The organism is Calothrix sp. NIES-3974 (assembly GCF_002368395.1).
Classification (GTDB): domain Bacteria; phylum Cyanobacteriota; class Cyanobacteriia; order Cyanobacteriales; family Nostocaceae; genus NIES-3974.
Window position 1 is genome coordinate 161,163 of sequence record NZ_AP018254.1, and the last position, 18,066, is coordinate 179,228.

13 protein-coding genes are annotated in these 18,066 nt (G+C 42.9%); 6 read left to right on the forward strand and 7 right to left on the reverse strand.

The window, feature by feature from the left end; all coding sequences use genetic code 11:
• Positions 1 to 155: 155 nt before the first annotated feature.
• Complete coding sequence (locus tag CDC37_RS00615) at positions 156 to 1,514, reverse strand: IS4 family transposase (protein ID WP_096620005.1); 1,359 nt, start codon at positions 1,512 to 1,514, stop codon at positions 156 to 158.
• A gap of 534 nt (positions 1,515 to 2,048) precedes the next feature.
• Between CDC37_RS00615 and leuS the strand changes: the two genes are divergently transcribed.
• Entirely contained in the window at positions 2,049 to 4,628 is a 2,580-nt protein-coding gene (gene leuS, locus CDC37_RS00620; protein WP_096620007.1) for a leucine--tRNA ligase, read from the forward strand.
• Positions 4,629 to 4,700: 72 nt separating this feature from the next.
• On the opposite strand, the gene CDC37_RS00625 is transcribed toward leuS, so the two are convergent.
• Positions 4,701 to 5,273, reverse strand: a complete 573-nt coding sequence (locus CDC37_RS00625) for a DUF2854 domain-containing protein (protein ID WP_096620009.1) — start codon at positions 5,271 to 5,273, stop codon at positions 4,701 to 4,703.
• Positions 5,274 to 5,440: 167 nt separating this feature from the next.
• Here CDC37_RS00625 and CDC37_RS00630 point away from each other — a divergent pair, with 167 nt between their 5' ends.
• Positions 5,441 to 5,620 (forward strand): hypothetical protein, encoded by a 180-nt coding sequence (locus tag CDC37_RS00630; RefSeq protein WP_096620011.1) that lies wholly within the window; start codon positions 5,441 to 5,443, stop codon positions 5,618 to 5,620.
• A 255-nt stretch (positions 5,621 to 5,875) separates the two neighbouring features.
• Here the strand turns inward: CDC37_RS00630 and CDC37_RS00635 are convergent, their stop codons facing one another.
• Complete coding sequence (locus CDC37_RS00635) at positions 5,876 to 6,283, reverse strand: response regulator (RefSeq protein WP_096620013.1); 408 nt, start codon at positions 6,281 to 6,283, stop codon at positions 5,876 to 5,878.
• A gap of 293 nt (positions 6,284 to 6,576) precedes the next feature.
• On the opposite strand from CDC37_RS00635, the gene CDC37_RS00640 reads away from it, so the two are divergent.
• Positions 6,577 to 7,374 carry a sulfite exporter TauE/SafE family protein gene (locus CDC37_RS00640; protein WP_096620015.1) on the forward strand — a complete coding sequence of 266 codons (798 nt, stop codon included), beginning with the start codon at positions 6,577 to 6,579 and terminating at the stop codon, positions 7,372 to 7,374.
• 98 nt (positions 7,375 to 7,472) lie between these two features.
• Positions 7,473 to 8,609 (forward strand): SpoIID/LytB domain-containing protein, encoded by a 1,137-nt coding sequence (locus CDC37_RS00645; protein ID WP_442861057.1) that lies wholly within the window; start codon positions 7,473 to 7,475, stop codon positions 8,607 to 8,609.
• Between the two features lie 165 nt (positions 8,610 to 8,774).
• On the opposite strand, the gene CDC37_RS00650 is transcribed toward CDC37_RS00645, so the two are convergent.
• Together CDC37_RS00650 and CDC37_RS00655 are read right to left on the reverse strand one after the other, a co-directional pair.
• Complete coding sequence (locus CDC37_RS00650; RefSeq protein ID WP_096620017.1) at positions 8,775 to 10,502, reverse strand: succinate dehydrogenase/fumarate reductase flavoprotein subunit; 1,728 nt, start codon at positions 10,500 to 10,502, stop codon at positions 8,775 to 8,777.
• A 401-nt stretch (positions 10,503 to 10,903) separates the two neighbouring features.
• Positions 10,904 to 11,260, reverse strand: coding sequence for a Rieske (2Fe-2S) protein (locus CDC37_RS00655; protein WP_096620019.1), 357 nt, complete (start codon positions 11,258 to 11,260; stop codon positions 10,904 to 10,906).
• A gap of 198 nt (positions 11,261 to 11,458) precedes the next feature.
• Between CDC37_RS00655 and CDC37_RS23835 the strand changes: the two genes are divergently transcribed.
• Entirely contained in the window at positions 11,459 to 11,629 is a 171-nt protein-coding gene (locus CDC37_RS23835) for a hypothetical protein (protein WP_172892733.1), read from the forward strand.
• Positions 11,630 to 11,838: 209 nt separating this feature from the next.
• On the opposite strand, the gene CDC37_RS00660 is transcribed toward CDC37_RS23835, so the two are convergent.
• The gene (locus CDC37_RS00660) at positions 11,839 to 13,050 is read right to left on the reverse strand and encodes an FG-GAP repeat domain-containing protein (RefSeq protein WP_096620021.1); all 1,212 of its coding nucleotides are present in this window, start codon (positions 13,048 to 13,050) and stop codon (positions 11,839 to 11,841) included.
• 675 nt (positions 13,051 to 13,725) lie between these two features.
• Complete coding sequence (locus CDC37_RS00665) at positions 13,726 to 15,087, reverse strand: lipid-A-disaccharide synthase-related protein (RefSeq protein ID WP_096620022.1); 1,362 nt, start codon at positions 15,085 to 15,087, stop codon at positions 13,726 to 13,728.
• 466 nt (positions 15,088 to 15,553) lie between these two features.
• Between CDC37_RS00665 and CDC37_RS00670 the strand changes: the two genes are divergently transcribed.
• Complete coding sequence (locus tag CDC37_RS00670; RefSeq protein ID WP_096620023.1) at positions 15,554 to 17,968, forward strand: BamA/TamA family outer membrane protein; 2,415 nt, start codon at positions 15,554 to 15,556, stop codon at positions 17,966 to 17,968.
• Positions 17,969 to 18,066 lie beyond the last annotated feature (98 nt).

Sequence of the window (18,066 nt, forward strand, 5' to 3'; positions counted from 1 at the left end):
GAATACATCTTTCACCAACTTTTTGCAAAATCCCTCCCTTGATGCAGCTATCCATTAGTCACATCTTTCTTAACAAAGTCTGAAAAGCGATTATAGAAATGATTTCAGTAGAGGGATTAAGCATTAAGATTAGACAAAACTCAGAAAGTATGCATTTAGATTTGATGGGCTAGCTTCCAAGTTACGGCGATATCGTGCAATCGTCGTAACCCTCTCCAAATCGTCTTGACTCCAGGTTCCCCATCACCTTTACGACCCAGAAAACCACCTAGTCGAGCAATCATTCGTACAGCTTCTCTTAATGTTGGTGGCTGATCTGGTGGAATTGGGTTTTTGTTCACACTTACACATAAAGATTGCCATTCAACTGTAGTTAAAACCGTTTCACAACTTTGTTCTGGATTATCCCTTGCTTGGTAAGTTAACCATAATAATCGCCATGCCACAATCGAATATGTCGCTAATGCCATTGATAGGCGTTTTCCTGTCTCCAGTTGTAATTCCTCGATTCGACAACCGCTTTTCAATGTATAGTGATAACGCTCGATTAACCAACGATATGTATACCATTCAACACATTTTACCGCATCTTCAAGGCTATTAATTTCCAATGTCGTTAACAATAACCAACTGATTGGTTTTATCTCCGATGGTGGACTCTTTTCTTCTGCTAATATCACCTGTAGTTTTACTGGTTTACAAAGCGAACGCCCGAGCTTATTTTTTGGTACTTCTATTTCAACTGTTTCGTATCTAATTGTTAGTTTTGCTATCCTTTCTGGTCTTTCTGGATTTCTTCTTACCTTGACTTCTACTTCTCCCTGAGTTGGACTTGACCTGATCGCCTCATGTAGATAATTCGCTGTATGGCTAACTTTTCTATTATGAGTTCCTCTGATTAGTAAGTGGCTATTTTCTGGTCTTTCCTGATTAAATAAATCAAATATATCTGCTTCTGAGTCTGCTACTGTTATGATTTTTATCTTTTCTGGTAGTAATTTATTTGTTCTCTCTAGCCCTTCCAACCATCTTTGGCTTTCTTTTTCTTCTGTTTGTCTTTTTCTACGTGTTTTTGCTATTCCTAAATCTTCGATATTTCTTGACCATACTTGTTGGTCTATTACTCCCAGTGGAACTCCTTTTATGCTTGATAATAACGTTGAATGTACTTTTAATCCTAAACTTTTTCTCTGGTCTAGATATCCAATTCCTTCTGTTGCTGGATGACTTGTTACATCCATATTTGTTGTGTCTTGTATTGCTAATACTATCTCGTGTTCTTTTGCCCTTTCGATTGTACTTTTGATATGTCCATTGCTTATATCTGATGGTTTTATATACGGCGAACTCCACAAATCATATGCTGCTGTTGTCGCTGCTACGCTCCCACATGCTTGAGGTACACTCGATGTTGGTTGTGCTGCTAAATCTTCTACCATCTTTATCAAACGCTTGTTTCGCCGTTTATCTCCCAAATCCAAGTGCTTCAATTCCCTTGCTGCCCATTTTTCCATTTTTTACACCCTATCTTTCCTCTCTCAAAACTATACCTATCAAGCCTTTCGTCTTCTTTTAAGTATTTTTACTTTTTGTTAAGAAAGATCCGGGTAATGGATAGCTTGATGCAGAGGGGATGGGGAGTGGGGAGTCGGCAGTAGGTATGAGCTATTTTCTTGTTTGACAGTGTACAAACATTCATGGGAGACTCATCGGTCAAACAAATAAACCCTCAAACACAAGAAATCGGACTTGAGGTTTAAGAATTGACGTAGACGTGGAACAACTATTTGTCCGTTGTCACCTGAAAAGCAATAAAAAGGAGCCACTGCTCCGGTAGGGTTCCCCCAGTTGAAGCAAGTGGCATCCATCAAGGGATTAAATCGCACAACCTAGTAGCTCCCTAGCAAACAATTCACCTTAACTGAACCGTATTGACAACTTCTACTCCCTTCTCCCATCACGGACTACTGACCATTTTCCAGCAAGTTGACCTAGAATATTTAAGCAGACAAAAATTAGAAATTGCGATCGCATTAGGAGTGTTTTGAGTGGATTCCCGATATAACCCTGCTGAAATTGAGGAAAAGTGGCACAAAACCTGGGATGAGTTGGGTTTGAATCGAACCGATACCAATTCTGCTAAACCCAAGTTTTATAGTTTAGGGATGTTTCCCTATCCTTCCGGTAGCCTCCACATGGGTCATGTCCGTAATTATACAATTACAGATGTGATTGCCCGTCTCAAGAGAATGCAAGGATATCGGGTGTTACACCCAATGGGATGGGATGCCTTTGGATTACCAGCCGAGAATGCAGCCATTGACCGGGGAGTCTTACCAGGTAAATGGACCTATCAAAATATAGAACAAATGCGATCGCAATTAAAGCGGTTAGGTTTGTTTATTGATTGGGAACGGGAATTGGCCACCTGTTCGCCGGATTATTATCGGTGGACCCAGTGGATTTTCTTGCAGTTTTTCCATGCTGGTTTAGCCTACCAAAAGGAAGCTGCGGTGAATTGGGACCCAGTTGACCAAACGGTGGTAGCCAATGAACAGGTGGATAGTGAGGGTCGCTCTTGGCGCAGTGGAGCTATTGTGGAGCGAAAATTATTACGGCAATGGTTCCTGAAAATTACTGACTACGCGGAAGAATTATTACAGGATTTGGATAAATTGCCAGGATGGCCAGAACGGGTCAAATTAATGCAAGCCAACTGGATTGGCAAGTCCACCGGTGCATATTTAGAATTCCCCATCGTTGATAGTCAGGATAAGGTTGCTGTTTATACCACTCGTCCCGACACCGTATATGGTGTGAGTTATGTGGTATTAGCACCGGAACATCCCTTAACCATGCAGGTGACAACCCCGGAAAATAAACCTGCTGTGGCAGCTTTTATCAAAGAAGTAGCCAACCAAAGTGAGTTGGAACGCACCGCAGAAGATAAACCGAAACGGGGTATGCCCACGGGAGGCTACGTAATTAATCCCTTCACAGGTGAAAAAGTTCCCATTTGGATTGCCGATTACGTCCTGTACGAATACGGAACCGGTGCAGTTATGGGTGTACCAGCCCACGATGCACGGGATTTTAAATTCGCCAAAGAGCAAAACTTACCCATTCAGGTGGTGATTATTCCTGAAGGTGGCGACCCAGCAGCCAAATTAACTGCGGCATATACGGAACCAGGTGTATTAGTGAATTCCCAGCAATTCGATGGTATGGCTTCTGGTGATGCCAAACAAGCAATCACTGAGTATGCGCAAACACAGGGCTTTGGTCAACCCCGTGTGCAATATCGCTTGCGGGACTGGTTAATTTCCCGTCAACGCTATTGGGGTGCGCCAATTCCCATTATCCACTGTCCCGAATGTGGTGCGGTTCCGGTTCCAGAAGCAGATTTACCCGTGGTGTTACCGGAAGAAGTGGAATTTAGCGGACGGGGTGGTTCTCCATTGGCAAAATTAGCAGATTGGGTAAATGTACCTTGTCCAAGTTGTGGAACACCAGCGAAACGGGAAACCGACACGATGGATACCTTTATCGATTCATCCTGGTATTACCTGCGGTTTACCGATGCGAAGAATGAAACCCAACCCTTTGCCAGGGAGAAAGTTAATGATTTTATGCCCGTTGACCAGTACGTTGGGGGTATTGAACATGCGATATTACACTTATTATACTCCCGTTTCTTTACTAAGGTACTGCGCGATCGCGGTTTATTAAATTTTGATGAACCCTTCCAACGCTTGTTAACCCAGGGAATGGTACAGGGTTTAACCTACATGAACCCCAATAAAGCCGACAAGGATAAATGGGTTCCCACCTATTTGGTTGACCCCAAGGACCCCCGTGACCCGAAAACAGGGGAACCCTTAAAGCTGGTTTATGCAACCATGTCTAAATCAAAGGGGAATGGTGTTGCACCGGAGGATGTGATTGCTAAATATGGGGTTGATACTGCAAGGATGTTTATCCTGTTTAAAGCTCCCCCTGAAAAGGATTTAGAATGGGATGAGGCGGATGTGGAAGGACAATTCCGCTTTTTGAACCGGGTATGGCGGTTAGTGACGGAATTTATCAATAATCCTCAAGCAGCCAAAGATAGCCACAATTCTACACACCCCCAATCCAAATCAGAAAAAGACTTGCGTCGCTCCATCCATACTGCCATCAAGGAAATTAGCGAAGATGTGGAAGATGGCTATCAATTCAATACCGCCATTTCCGAATTAATGAAGTTAAGTAATGCTCTTGCGGATGCGGATTGTCAGAATTCACCAGTATATCGGGAAGGAATTGAAACCTTACTGATATTATTGGCTCCCTTTGCACCCCATATTAGTGAGGAATTATGGCATTTGTTGGGGAATCAAGATTCTGTACATACTCAAAATTGGTTAAAACATGACCCTGCGGCTTTAATTACCGACGAAATTACTTTAGTAATTCAAATCAACGGTAAAAGACGGGGTGATTTACCAGCACCAGCAAGTTTAGATAAAACTGGTTTGGAACAATTTGCCCGTGAATCGGAAATCGCCAAAAAATATATTGAAGGGAAAGAAATTAAAAAGGTAATTGTTGTCCCAGGAAAATTGGTTAATTTCGTCGTAGCTGGATAAAGTTCTAAAATACCCCTACTTCCTGTAGAGACGACCCGACAGGTCGTCTCTACCTACCCTTGCAGACCCTGATTAAACCGGGTTAGCTGCGGGGGTATGCAGAACCTTAATGAAAGCCACTTCTAACTTGTCCTCCCCTGTGGGTGTAATTCTCACATCGATATCTGGACCAAAATATTTCACCATTTTGGTCTGTTTTTCTTGCCATGCAGATAAAGGAACATAGGGAGAATCGAATTCCAGGATTAATGTATATGCACCATCGGTTTCAGTTTCCCGCAAACCTGTGACAATCGGAATATCATCCTCATCTGAGGGAACTAATTCTAGATATTCTAGAGCTTGGTCAAAATGAGCTTGTTGACCGTAGCAGTAGCGGGTAATATCCTTACGAATCTTAGTTTGGGTAGGGGTAGCTTGTTGTTCGCGTAATTCGACGATAGCAGGTGGTGTTGGTTGGCTATAGGGTACGGGTGCAAGTTCGCTAGCTTTGAGAGCTAAACCCCCTAAAACCAAAGGTATACCGTAAAAAAAGCCTACCAGATTCAACGTCGCATTGTGCATCCCATAGGCAATAAATCCAATTATTGTCAGAATGCTACCCAAGGTTAAACCCAAAATCGACAGGGGAAACTTACCGAACATAGTTGTTACTTAATATTTCTTAAACACTAGTTTTACTATCATCGGCGATCAATGCCACCTTGAGGAAGAGTAGAGGCAAAGTTTTTCTATTTAAGGCTAAACTAAACAGTGAGGCGGGTAAATGAAGACCGTTGAGTGGAAATTCTCATCAAGGTAAAGAAAGAGACATGGATACACAAGCGATTAAAGACAGAGTGATTGCTGTTAAAGCCAAGCGCGAGTACCTATTACAATTATTAGAAAAGCCTGATTTAGGAGCCTTAAAAATTGATGTCAGCCAAGCCCTAGAAGAAATGGACGATTTACTGGATGAGTTTCACCGGACGTTTCCCAATGAGGTGATTTAAGCAATATATAATATTAACTTAACTAACTAAGTGTTGTAGAGACGTAGTAAGTATCTGCGTCTCGACAAAAAACTATTTCATCAATACTTGGCACACTGATATGTTTCCCTTTTGGTTTGTTGAGAGTTGACCTTTAAAGCAGCACTATCCAAACAAACAGCTTACCTATTGAGAGTGTAATGTAAACTTGGGGGCACTTTGGCTACTGAGCAAATCCAATTTCAGTGTTGGGATAAACCTAATTATACAAGAAATTTATTCTGCTTTTGACTGATTACCAAGTTCTCGTACTAATTTGATTAAATCAAGGGTCGGAATATCTTTGCTACAGAAAGCATCCCATTCACCCTGAACGCGCTGGTCTGGGGATAACTTGTTTTCCTCCTGGGAAGAGTAAACTATAATTTTGGTACTATGTGCGATCGCTTTGATTTGCCTTGAAGCTGTCCAACCATCCATCAAAGGCATTTGTAGGTCTAAAATCACAACATCGGGTTTTTCGCGTTGGACAAGTTGAAGTGCGTCACGACCATTGCTGGCAAAACCGACGACTTGAATATTTTTTTGGCATTCCAAGGCAATTTGTAAGGTCAAACGTGTCAGATCATGGTCGTCAACAACCATAACCCGTAAGGTTGAAGGTTCACAGGACAGCATCAACATTAAAGCTAGTGCAAGAGAATTATGTATTAACTTTTCTAGTGTATGAGAACCAGTAGATAAACTGACTCTACCCTACGGGTGAATCACGATTTTGTGCTATATGTATCCTAATGGGGTTTATCATCCAATCTACATGAGTAAGTCGGTATAAAAAACCAAGGTATGTCCAAAGCTAGTGGAACGCAGTGAAAGGAAACAATCTCAAGGCTTTGTTAGGGGCTGTACCTATCATTCCAGATTTTGCTCCTAATTCCTGTATCCTAGAATTTTATAGTCTGTAATCTTCCATCCCCATGTTTCCCCCCAACCTATTACTACTTATCATCGGTGGCTTCTTTGCAGGTATTTTAGCTGGTTTCTTAGGCATTGGGGGTGGTACAATACTGGTGCCAATGCAAATCGCTTTAGGTTACGCCTCAGTCCCGGCGATCGCCACCAGTAGTTTAGCAATTATTATCACCTCTGTTTCCGGTAGCCTGCAAAATTGGCGGATGGGTTATCTAGATTGGCGACGGGTTGTGTTATTAGGATTACCTGCTGCCTTTACGGCTCAAATTGGTGTGGAAATTGCTGAAATCGCCAAAAAAACTGACTTGGGAGCCGGATTATTACTCATTGCCTTTGGTTTGTTACTGTTATTAAATATTTATCTGGTAGAATTACGTAAGCAGCTCGCCAAAAATCCTACTAATTCCTCCACGAGGCGGGTTAACCCAGTAGTTGCCAGAATTATGACCGGTGGTGCTGCTGGGGTTCTGGCTGGTTTATTTGGTGTTGGTGGAGGGGTAATTATGGTTCCTTTGCAAATGCTATTACTAGGGGAACAAATCAAAGTCGCCATCCAAACCAGTCTAGGTGTGATTATGATTACTGCGGTATCCGCCACTATTGGTCATGCAGTCAAGGGAAATATGATGGTAGTTGAGGGTTTAATTTTGGGTTTTGGTGGGTTAGTTGGTGCGCAAATTAGCACTAGATTCTTGCCGAAATTACCAGACTCTATTGTCAGGAATATGTTTAGATTTTTGCTGGCGATTTTGGCAGTATATATGTTTTGGCAAGCTGCACAAATTTTAGGTGTTGGGAGGTAGGTGATTAGGGAAACTACCCAATTCAATCACGTCAAGCATAATTATACCAAGCATAATTATACATAGTCTTAGTCATTTAGATGCCGATGAAAATCCTTATGTCTTTAACTTCCTTGATTTTGCCCATCAAAGGACGAGTTTGGTGGCTAACACCCCTAATCTGGTTAATCCTGGTTGCACCCTCCTATGCATCAGTAATTTTACGTGTTGCCATTGAACGAGATGTACAACAGGTTCGCGTCGGTGCTTCCACAGAAGCAATTGTTAAAGATGCTAGCGGTAAAACATTAGGACAATTACCAGCTATGAATGCCTACTATGCTCAACCAGTTACTGGAGGAGGGGTAGCACTCGATCGATGGCGTTCTGGACTATTTTGGATTGAACCCACTGGAAAAGGTTATGTTTATATCGGCGATCGCTGGTATCGGGGACGGGTATTAGTGGTTCCGACGGACAAAGGTGTTACTGCCGTCAATTGGGTGGATATCGAAGAGTATTTATACAGCGTCATCGGTGGAGAAATGGATGCACGTTGGCCGCAAGAAGCTCTTAAAGCTCAGGCGATCGCAGCTCGTACCTATGCTCTTTATAAACGCCAAGAACAACGCAATCATCCCCTCTTTGATCTTGGTAATACCCCTGACCGTTGGCAAATCTACAAAGGTGTAATCAGCGAGTCTCCAGCGACCTACGATGCAGTAGATAAAACAGCTGGCAAAGTATTAACTTTTAATAATCAAATTATTTTATCTGTATTCCATGCCTGTTCGGGAGGACATACGGAAAACGTGGAAGATGTCTGGGGAAATCCCCTACCCTATCTGCGTGCTGTTCCTGATTTTGACCAAAATATCCCCCAATGTCAATGGCAACGCAATATCTCCGCAGTCGAAATTAGCCAAATTTTCCCAGAGGTGGGTGCGGTCAAGCAACTTGTACCGGAAGAACTTTCACCCTTCGGTAGTATTAAGCAATTGCGTATCGTTGGCGACAAAGGCACGAAAACCCTCAAAGGGGAGGAAGTTCGGACTGCACTGAAATTGCGTAGCACCCGCTTCACGATTTCCGATACGGGTAATGGTAATTTTTTACTCCAGGGTCGTGGTTTTGGCCACGGTTTAGGTATGAGTCAATGGGGTGCATACAATTTAGCACTCCAGCGTGCTAATCATTTGCAAATTTTAGCCTATTACTATAAAGGGGTAGCTCTGTCACCAATTCGAGCTAGATAATAGGGATTTTGGATTTTGGATTTTGGATAGGAATCCGACTTGAATGTTGAACAAGACTCAGTATAGTTTCCTGCTCACTACTCCCTCTAGAGACGACCCGACAGGTCGTCTCTACCGACTCCCTACTCCCTGACCTCAACAGATCAATTCAAAAACCAAATCGAATTAATATTTACGTTCTTGAGGTTCAAACATTGTTATACAGACAGGACGATATTGGATATTAACTTGCTCCTGGGAATAATAGGCAAGGGTGTGTTGGAGAAAGTTGGTATCGTCACGGAGGGGATAATCTTCACGAAAATGAGCGCCACGACTTTCTCGACGTTGAAATGCAGAAGCAAGAATTATCTGACCAACTACCATCAGATTTTCCAACTCCAAAGCCTCAATTATCTCTGTATTCCAATCTTTTCCCTTATCATCTAAATAAATTTGTGAGTATTGTTGCTGTAATTCTCGCAATTTATTTAGTCCTTGTTGCATTAATTCCGCAGTGCGGAATACACCACAAAATTCCGTCATTGTATCTTGAAATGTTTGCCGGAGAGTTTGAATCCGGTATTGTCCAACTTGGTCTAAAAGTGCTTGGATTTTTTGTTGTGCTTCTTGAATATATTTTTGTTCATTAATTTGGGGTAAGGGACGATTTTCAACATACCGAGCAATACTTGCACCAGCACGTTTCCCATAGACAACACACTCCAACAGGGAATTACTACCTAAACGATTAGCACCGTGAACGGAAACACAGGAAGTCTCACCCGCAGCAAAAAAGCCATCGACAAGGGTACTATCACTACTGCGTACTTGACAATCCGTATTCACAGGAATACCACCCATGCAATAATGGATCGTAGGGCGAACAGGTATCGGTTGGGTGACAGCATCAACTCCCACTAAACGATGGGCTTCTTCCCAACAAAAAGGGACGCGACTCATGATTTTTTCCTTTCCCATGTGACGAAGGTCTAAATGGACAAAAGCACCTCCAGCACTACCATCGGGATGGATACCTCTCCCAGCACGAATTTCATAGGCGATCGCGCGGGAAGTAATATCACGGGGAGCCAATTCCATCCGACTAGGAGCATAACGCTCCATAAACCTTTCCCCTGCACTATTAATCAAATAAGCTCCTTCACCCCGTACCGCTTCGGAAATCAACACACCAACGGGATACAACCCTGTTGGGTGAAATTGCACAAATTCCATATCTTGCAGGGGTAATCCAGCCAAAGCTGTCATCGCCAATCCGTCACCCGTCGATGCATAGTCATTAGAAGTTGTATTGTAAACACGACCATAACCACCGGTCGCAAACATTACCGCTTTTGCCCGGACAACTTGTATTTCCCCATCCAAAAGCCGGTACATCACCACACCTTTAGCTTCCCCATCCTCCAAAATTAGCCGCATGACGTACCATTCTTGGTAAATTTTTACGCCATACTTGCGTAAATTGTTCACAAGTTCATGGAGAATCGCATGTCCCGTTTTATCGGCTGCGTAACAAGTGCGATTATGGGAATGACCACCAAATGCGCGTTGAGCAATACGTCCATCCTCAAGTCGGGAAAACAATACACCCATATGTTCTAGGTCAATTACCACATCAGGTGCTTCACGGGTAAGAATTTCCACCGCATCTTGGTCAGCAAGATAATCAGACCCTTTGACAGTATCGAATGCATGTGCTTCCCAGGAGTCTTCCGTATCAACATTTTTTAGGCTTGCAGCCATTCCTCCCTGAGCAGCAACGGAGTGGGAGCGAATCGGGTGGGTTTTGGCTACAATTGCAATATTGAGTTGGTGGTTAGTACGAGCAATCTCCACTGCGGCACGACACCCTGCAAGTCCACCACCAACAATGATGACATCATGTTCAAGCATATGCAATCTAGGGTACAAAAATATCTGCTGTTCACTGTAGCATTTTTGTAGGAAAATCCAGAACTTTCCTCAGTCAATACGAACAATTTTGGGTTTTATGGCTTGTTTTACACCTGGACTTTTGAGTAGCACTACCAATATCTAGCAAAATGAAATTGATCAACCAATAGATTAAAAAATGCTATATACCAAGTTCTAACATGTTTTCATATCACGCAAAATAATTTTCATGTATCAAATCAGCAATCATCATCATGGACGGTTGATTACCCATAATTACCGATAATTGTAGAGACGTAGCATTGCTACGTCTCTACTAGGTAACGCATCATTAATTTTCATTGCCATATCTAATGATTTGAATATGGTTACGTTACCAGACATGATATATATAACCCGATTTACGATTCCATCCCCACCCAAATATTCCCTTCATCAACGCGGGTGGGGAAAACAGCTAGGGGTTTTTGTTGGGAAATCATACCCATTAACTTACCAACACCGGGAGGAAAGGGAGTCCATTCCTTTAACTCTCCTGTTTCTAAATCAAATGCACTGCGATGGAAAGGACAAACAATTGCACCATCATCGGTAATTTTGCCTTTACGCATCGGTAGTTTCATATGGGGACAAGAATTTTCAACTGCATAGATTTTTTGATTATGGTTGAGTAGTAAAATCGCCTTGTCTTCGAGTTTGACTACTTTACGGGTATTTGCAGGTAGTTCATCCTGACTCAGAGCTTTGATCCAATTCATGTTCTCTCTCTTGGGGAAACTAGCATCTCCTATCTTGGATTTTATGCTATTTGCTCTCTCAAAAGGGAATCGGATGAAAGGATTTTAGATTTTGGATTATTAGTCCTTAGTATCCCGGATTTCTCAGAAACTCCTCAAACATTCAGTGAGTAGGGAGTAGTAATAAAATCAACCCACTACTCAAGGTTTATCACTCCCTTGCTCCAAATGCAAGATATGTATGTGGGTGAAGGAGGTTTGATGGTGTTTTGCGATCGCTTTGTCGCAATCACCGGTTTCTGTTTCTTTTTGGGTACTGAGGGGTATTGCGATCGCTTGAAGTTGTCACCAATGGGTAGAACCGTATTTTTCAACATCCCAATTCAGTGAATTAACCTATATAGGGTTCATGAAATACCAAAATAATATCTTGCTTAGGTACACACGTTCAAGGGTTGGGCTTTTTGTGGAGATGGTTAATACTTAAAGAGACGTAGCATTGCTACATCTCTTCTGTCACCAGTGAATTTTCAACAAACTACTAGAAGGGAAATATATCAGTATGCGAAGTCGATGAAAAACGACTTTTCCCAAAACCTCTAAAAGGTTTTCCATTCGGTGGGGGTGGTAATTGTAAACGCACCTTCGGCATTGGCTCCATTCATAGCCCAAATAGCGTTTTCACCCGTGTTCCGATTACGCCAGAAAATATCCGTAGTACCGTTACCGTCGAAGTCTCCAAGGCTGTATTCCCATTCCGAACCAAGACTAGGTAGGGCAGATTCACTGACAACGGAACCATCCATCAGCCAAACTCGACTTTCACCAGTGGACTTGTTGCGCCAAATTACGTCTGTTTTCCCGTTACCGTCAAAGTCGGCGATGCTGTAATCCCAACCGGTTCCAATGGTGGGTAGTTCTGTGTTGTTGACGTTTGCACCATCGGTGGATGAGAGGAAGGCTTGACCGGTGCTGCGGTTGTACCAGAAGACATCGGTAATTAAATCACCGTTGAAATCACCCACTTTATAATCCCACTCATTTCCAGCACCAAACTGAGCAAGGTTAATTCCTGTCACCTGGGTACCATCGACAATCCAAGCAGCGTTTTCACCTGTATTCTTATTATGCCAGAACATATCTATTTTACCATCACGGTTGAAGTCACCGAGTTGGAATGACCAATTGGAGTCAGTGGTGGGTAAATAATCCGCAGAGACAATGTTTGCCCCATCCATTATCCAGATCGCATTTTCACCCGTTTGACTATTACGCCAATATAAATCGGTTTTGCGATCGCCGTTGGCATCACCTACCTGAAAATCCCAAGCAGAATTAAGTTGAGGTAATAGGGTTTCGGAAAGAACTGTTCCACCGTCCATAATCCAGACGGAGGTTTCACCAGTATTTTGATTACGCCATACTAAATCCGTTTTGCCATCTCCGTTCATATCGGAGATTTTAAAGTTCCAGTCTGCACCTTTTTTGCCGATGACTGCACCAGTGGGATTAGTTCCATCCATTAACCAGATGGCAACTTCACCAGTTTGGGTATTCCGCCAAATTTTATCGGTTCTACCATCAGCGTTAAAATCGGGACTAACTGCTGGACTGGTAATGAAGGGGTTGGGATTGGGATTACGACCAAAGCCAAATAATTGACTTTCTGTATCTGTTGCTAAGGATTGGGAAGAATGTCCTAATCCTGATACATTCTTTGCATATAAATTATCGTCAAAAGTGTTTGATGAAGCGAATGCCAACCCACGAGATTCCGGAGAAAGTGTAGCGGATTTATCGGATTCCAACATGTTATTTGTTGATGAATAATTTGCTCTTTTATTTTGATGATTATCCATCAATCTTTTTGTTAGCTTCTAACATTTATGCGTTTTTTCCGTTTTTTCATCAGGATATAATTGTTAATTTTTCACAATGTTTATGGGAGGGAGTAGGAATTAGGGTGTAGTGAGTAAGGAAAAAACCACTTTCTCAGATAATTGTAGATTTGGAAGCCACTGCGTAACGCAGTTTAAGCGCATTGAAGTAACGTCTGAGTCGCATACATTAACGTGAGTACTCCTGGGTCATAGCTCGCTACGACGGATTCAAATAACCCCTCTCCACACCTTTCCCTCTCTTGAAAAGAGGCTTTGAAAACATTGATTTTTGGTTAAAACTATGGATTTTTCTGCCCCTCTCCATCCTGGGGAGGGGTTGGGGTGAGGTTCATCGAACTCACGTTACATTAATATGCAGCAAAATATGCAGCGATATTATTTATCTTCTACACCATAACCTCACAATAAAATTATTGTGAAACAAGTAATTAGGGTATTTAATTTCCCGATTTGTTGTTGAAATTTTACTTATTTGAGCCATCAGTTCTGTTTGCTGACACTGCTTTTCCACCCAACCTATCTGAAATTAAAATAGCTCTAGAAAATATTTTGAATTTTCTCCCACTATTCCCTATTTCCTCACACTTAACAAGTAAATTTTTTCATCAAATATTCAGCAATTCTTCTTGCTGCACCGGGTTTACCCATCCTACGTATACCATTATCAGAAATTAAATGTAGTTTATCCGGGTCATTTAATAACCTGCGCACAGCTTCACCTAAATCCTGGGGTTGGGGAACCAAAATTACCGATTCACCTAATAAACGGGTTTGGGCTTCGGCAAATCGTGGTGTAAATTGGGGCCCGTTTCCGGGTATAATAAAAGCTGGTTTTCCTAAGCCGACAAACTGCTCGGTGGCGGTTCCTGCCATTGCGATCGCCATATCACCTATATGTAAACAGTCGTTGTATGCTTTTTGACTGATAATTAGGTAATGCTGTTGATGTTGAAATACTAACGGTTGTTTTTCTCCTAGGGGAACAGGTAAGTCTGTCACGGGTGAAATCTCTTGCCAACCTTCCTCCATTAGGGTTGTGATGAGTGGAGCGCAATCGAGACCTGGTGCGATCGCAGCCAAAAACACTAAGTTGCGTGATGTGTGGGCTGTGTATTTATTGTCACCCATGCTACTTATCAAGGTGGAAATTCCCACCATGATTGTTCGCCAGTTTGTGTAGGCTTCGGGAGGACGGGAACCAGGGAGAAGAGTGAAAACAAGGGGACGTACCATTTCTCGCTCTTCGGCATCACTGTGGTAAACTCGATGGGTAGGAAATGAAGGTTGCAATCCATCCATCATCGGATTACCGACATCGTAGGCGGGTACACCCATTGATTTTAATACATCATGGGTGAGGGTATCACGGGGAAATACGGCTTTACAGCGCTGACGAGTCATTAACCAGCGTTCCCAGGGGTGATAAATTGAACCAGAAAAGTTTTCCCAGTAGGCTCCTTTTTCCTTGCGTTGTAGGACTCCGGATTCATCACGCACGTAGTATTCTGATTTTGCCGTCCCCACAAACGCATAATTTCCCCCACTCATCCATGCAAATAGGAGGGGGACAATATCACCTACCGCTAACACTGCATGTTGGAGATGGTTTATTTGTTGTTGTTTCACCCAGCTACGGGTAGTTTGAATTTGTTTCCACGTAAGTTGTAACAACCCACCTTTAACATCCCGAATCAACTGTTTACCACCATCCATATAGATAAACCCACCCGATGGCATTCGTTGAACTGTGCCAATAATTGGTATATTCAGGTGACGATAGGCAAAACCTTCCCCTACTAAGGGTAAAACAAAAATTTCTGGGGGTTGTTCCCAAGTTTGTAATTCTTGTAAAATCCGCACAGCAATAATATCTTCACCGTGACCGTTACTGAGTACAAGTAAACGCAATCGGGAAGTGGATGGATCGGTTGTGGTAGATAAAACCATAGGATTTTGGATTTTAGATTTTGGATTTTAGATTTTGGATTGATGTCAAATATTACCTGGATTTTTTTTCTACTTACTACTCCCTATTCCCTACTCCCTGTTTACATTAACTTTAAATATTCTGCGTATATTTAACATTTCCGGAAAAATTTTGTAAATCTTTGATTGTTGAGAATTTCTGCTTTCTAATTCTTTACATTCTCATCAATCCCATCATCTGTAAAATACCTCAACTACTAGTAAAACCCTGAGAAATAATCAATTTAACACCTGTGTGCTATCTCCTGCGTCATGTTTTCTGGAGATATAAAGAAACAAAAATCACCACCCCTAAGTCACGGAAATGTAAGAGGAATAGTTGATGGGAAACTTGGTAATGGTGCGAAGAAAAAAGGTTGTGTCCCCATAGCATTACCTCCCCAAAAAAATTATTACCAGTTGTTTTGGATATTTAACAGATAATACTATGCGAGTTTCTTCAGCTGCACTTTTTACCCTTACCAGCGTGACAACGGGTGTGAATATTGGTCAAGCGATCGCGACACCAATTCCCAATACTACCAGTGGGGAAGCACCCAAAAGTGTGGTCATTCCGGTGATCACAACCACACCAGCAAATCCTCAACCGAATATTACCCCCGAAACGACAACAACCCCCCAATTTTCCCAGAAACCAGCTACGGTGGAAAGTCCTTCGAGAAACAATTCACCTGTGGTTGTGGTAGCTGTTCCCTTAAATCCACCGGAAACCGATGATGGTCGGGTTATCGAATTTTCTGCTCCTGGTTTGGAACCGGAACCCACACCCATTAAAATTCCCGTCCCCAAAGCTGGTCAATCTTCCATTTCCAGAACTCCCCCCACTCCACCTCCATCAACCCCTGTCAAGGTTGCTGCTTCTCCCACTGTACCCATCAACCTAGGAACACAAAATCAAAATAATACGAGTAATACTAATTCTGCGGTTGTGATTAGAACTACGGTTGCGAATAACTCGACTGCTGTTAAGAATCCCTCTTCAACTACTCAAAATACCAGTACTACAAATAATTCCGTTACTGTCATCAATACCAATATTGCTAATAACTCAAATAACTCCAACAATTCACTACCAGTTACTAGACCCAATCCCGTAAACAATATCGATGGGAATCTAGTTGTTCCTGCAACTAGTGTGCAAATTCGTGGTGCAAACTCCGAACTTGACCAAATCATCCGTCAAGTGATTCAAACTCAACTTGGAGGTGACACCAGTCAAAATCAACTGCAAAAAGATGTGACAGCAATCCTGGATACAGGACTATTCCGAAATGCAACCGTTACAACCACCACTACCCCCCAGGGTTTACAGGTGACATTCCAAGTTGAACCAGTGATTGTTCGCACTTTCCAGTTATCCGGAGCGAAAGTCCTAGACCAGAAAACAGCCTTTGCACCCTTGCAAAATCTGGTTGGTAAACCCATCAGTCCAGAAGCTTTAAAAAAAGGTGGAGAAACCGTTAATCAATGGTATCGCGACCAAGGTTATAGTTTAGCCAGGGTAATTTCCATTACTCCGACCCCCGGTGGAACCCTAACCATGAATGTGACTGAGGGTGTGGTTGGTCAAATCAACTTCAAGTTCGTGGATGAAGAGGGAAGGGATGTGGATAGCAAAGGTAAACCCCTAACCGGACGGACAAAACCGGATTTTTTGCGCAAACAACTCAAATTAAAACCCGGTGATGTTTTCCAAGAAAGTATCGTTCGTCAAGACCTGCAAAAACTCTACACCATCGGACTATTTGAAAGCGTCAATGTCCGTCTCGATGGGGATAATAGCAAAACCGATATTACCTACGAACTGAGGGAAACCGGTGCGCGTTCCATCAACCTTGGCGGTAATTATAACGCTGACCAAGGCATTATGGGAACCTTCAGTTACCAAGACCGCAACGTGGGAGGTGTCAACGATACCCTGGGAGTCAACGTCCAATTAGGTCGTCGTGATTTGTTATTTGATACCCTCTTCAGAAGTCCCTACCGTGCAAATGAACCCAACCGCATTGGTTATACCATCAGAACCTTCCGCAACCGGGGTTTATCCAACACCTTCGACGGAGATGTGAAACTGGCTAACGGTGATCGAGTGCGTGAAGGTAAAATTGGTGCTAGCGTCAGTTTAGAACGACCCATCGATGGTTGGGACACCTCCCTCGGCTTTAACTATACCCGTGTTAGCACCCGCGATCGCGATGGTAATATTGTCCCCACCGACGAACTTGGTAATAAGTTAACCCTCAGCAATACAGGTATTGATGACCTATTCACCGTCTCCTTTGCAGCAGTTAAAGACCGTCGTGACAACCCCTTTTTCCCCACTAGCGGTTCCATCCTCAAACTCAGCACCGAACAATCCGTTCCCTTTGCGAACGGTGACATTTCCATGAACCGTCTCCAAGCCAATTACACCCAATATACACCCGTAGCCATCTTCAAAAGCGACCAACCCCAAGTATTTGCCTTAAATCTCCAAGCAGGAACTGTCCTCGGTGACTTACCACCCTACGAAGCTTTTAATTTAGGTGGGACAAATTCCGTCCGTGGTTTTGGTTCTGGTGATATTGGTAGTGGACGCAGCTATGTCCTTGCTTCTGCGGAATACCGTTTCCCCATTATGTCCGCTTTAGGGGGTGTACTGTTTGCCGATTTCGCTTCTGACCTGGGTTCTGGGGATACTGTCGTTGGAAATCCTGCGGGTGTTCGCGGAAAACCCGGTACTGGTTTTGGCTATGGTGCAGGTGTACGGGTTAATTCACCTTTAGGTGTGATTCGTGCTGACTACGGTTTTGGTAGCGAAGGTGACAGTCGTTTCCATTTCGGTCTGGGACAGAATTTTTAAATTTTGGATTTGGGATTTTCATGTATGTACCACCCCCGTAGAGACGACCCGTCGGGTCGTCTCTACTACAATTACAAAATAACGGGTCGTCTCTACAA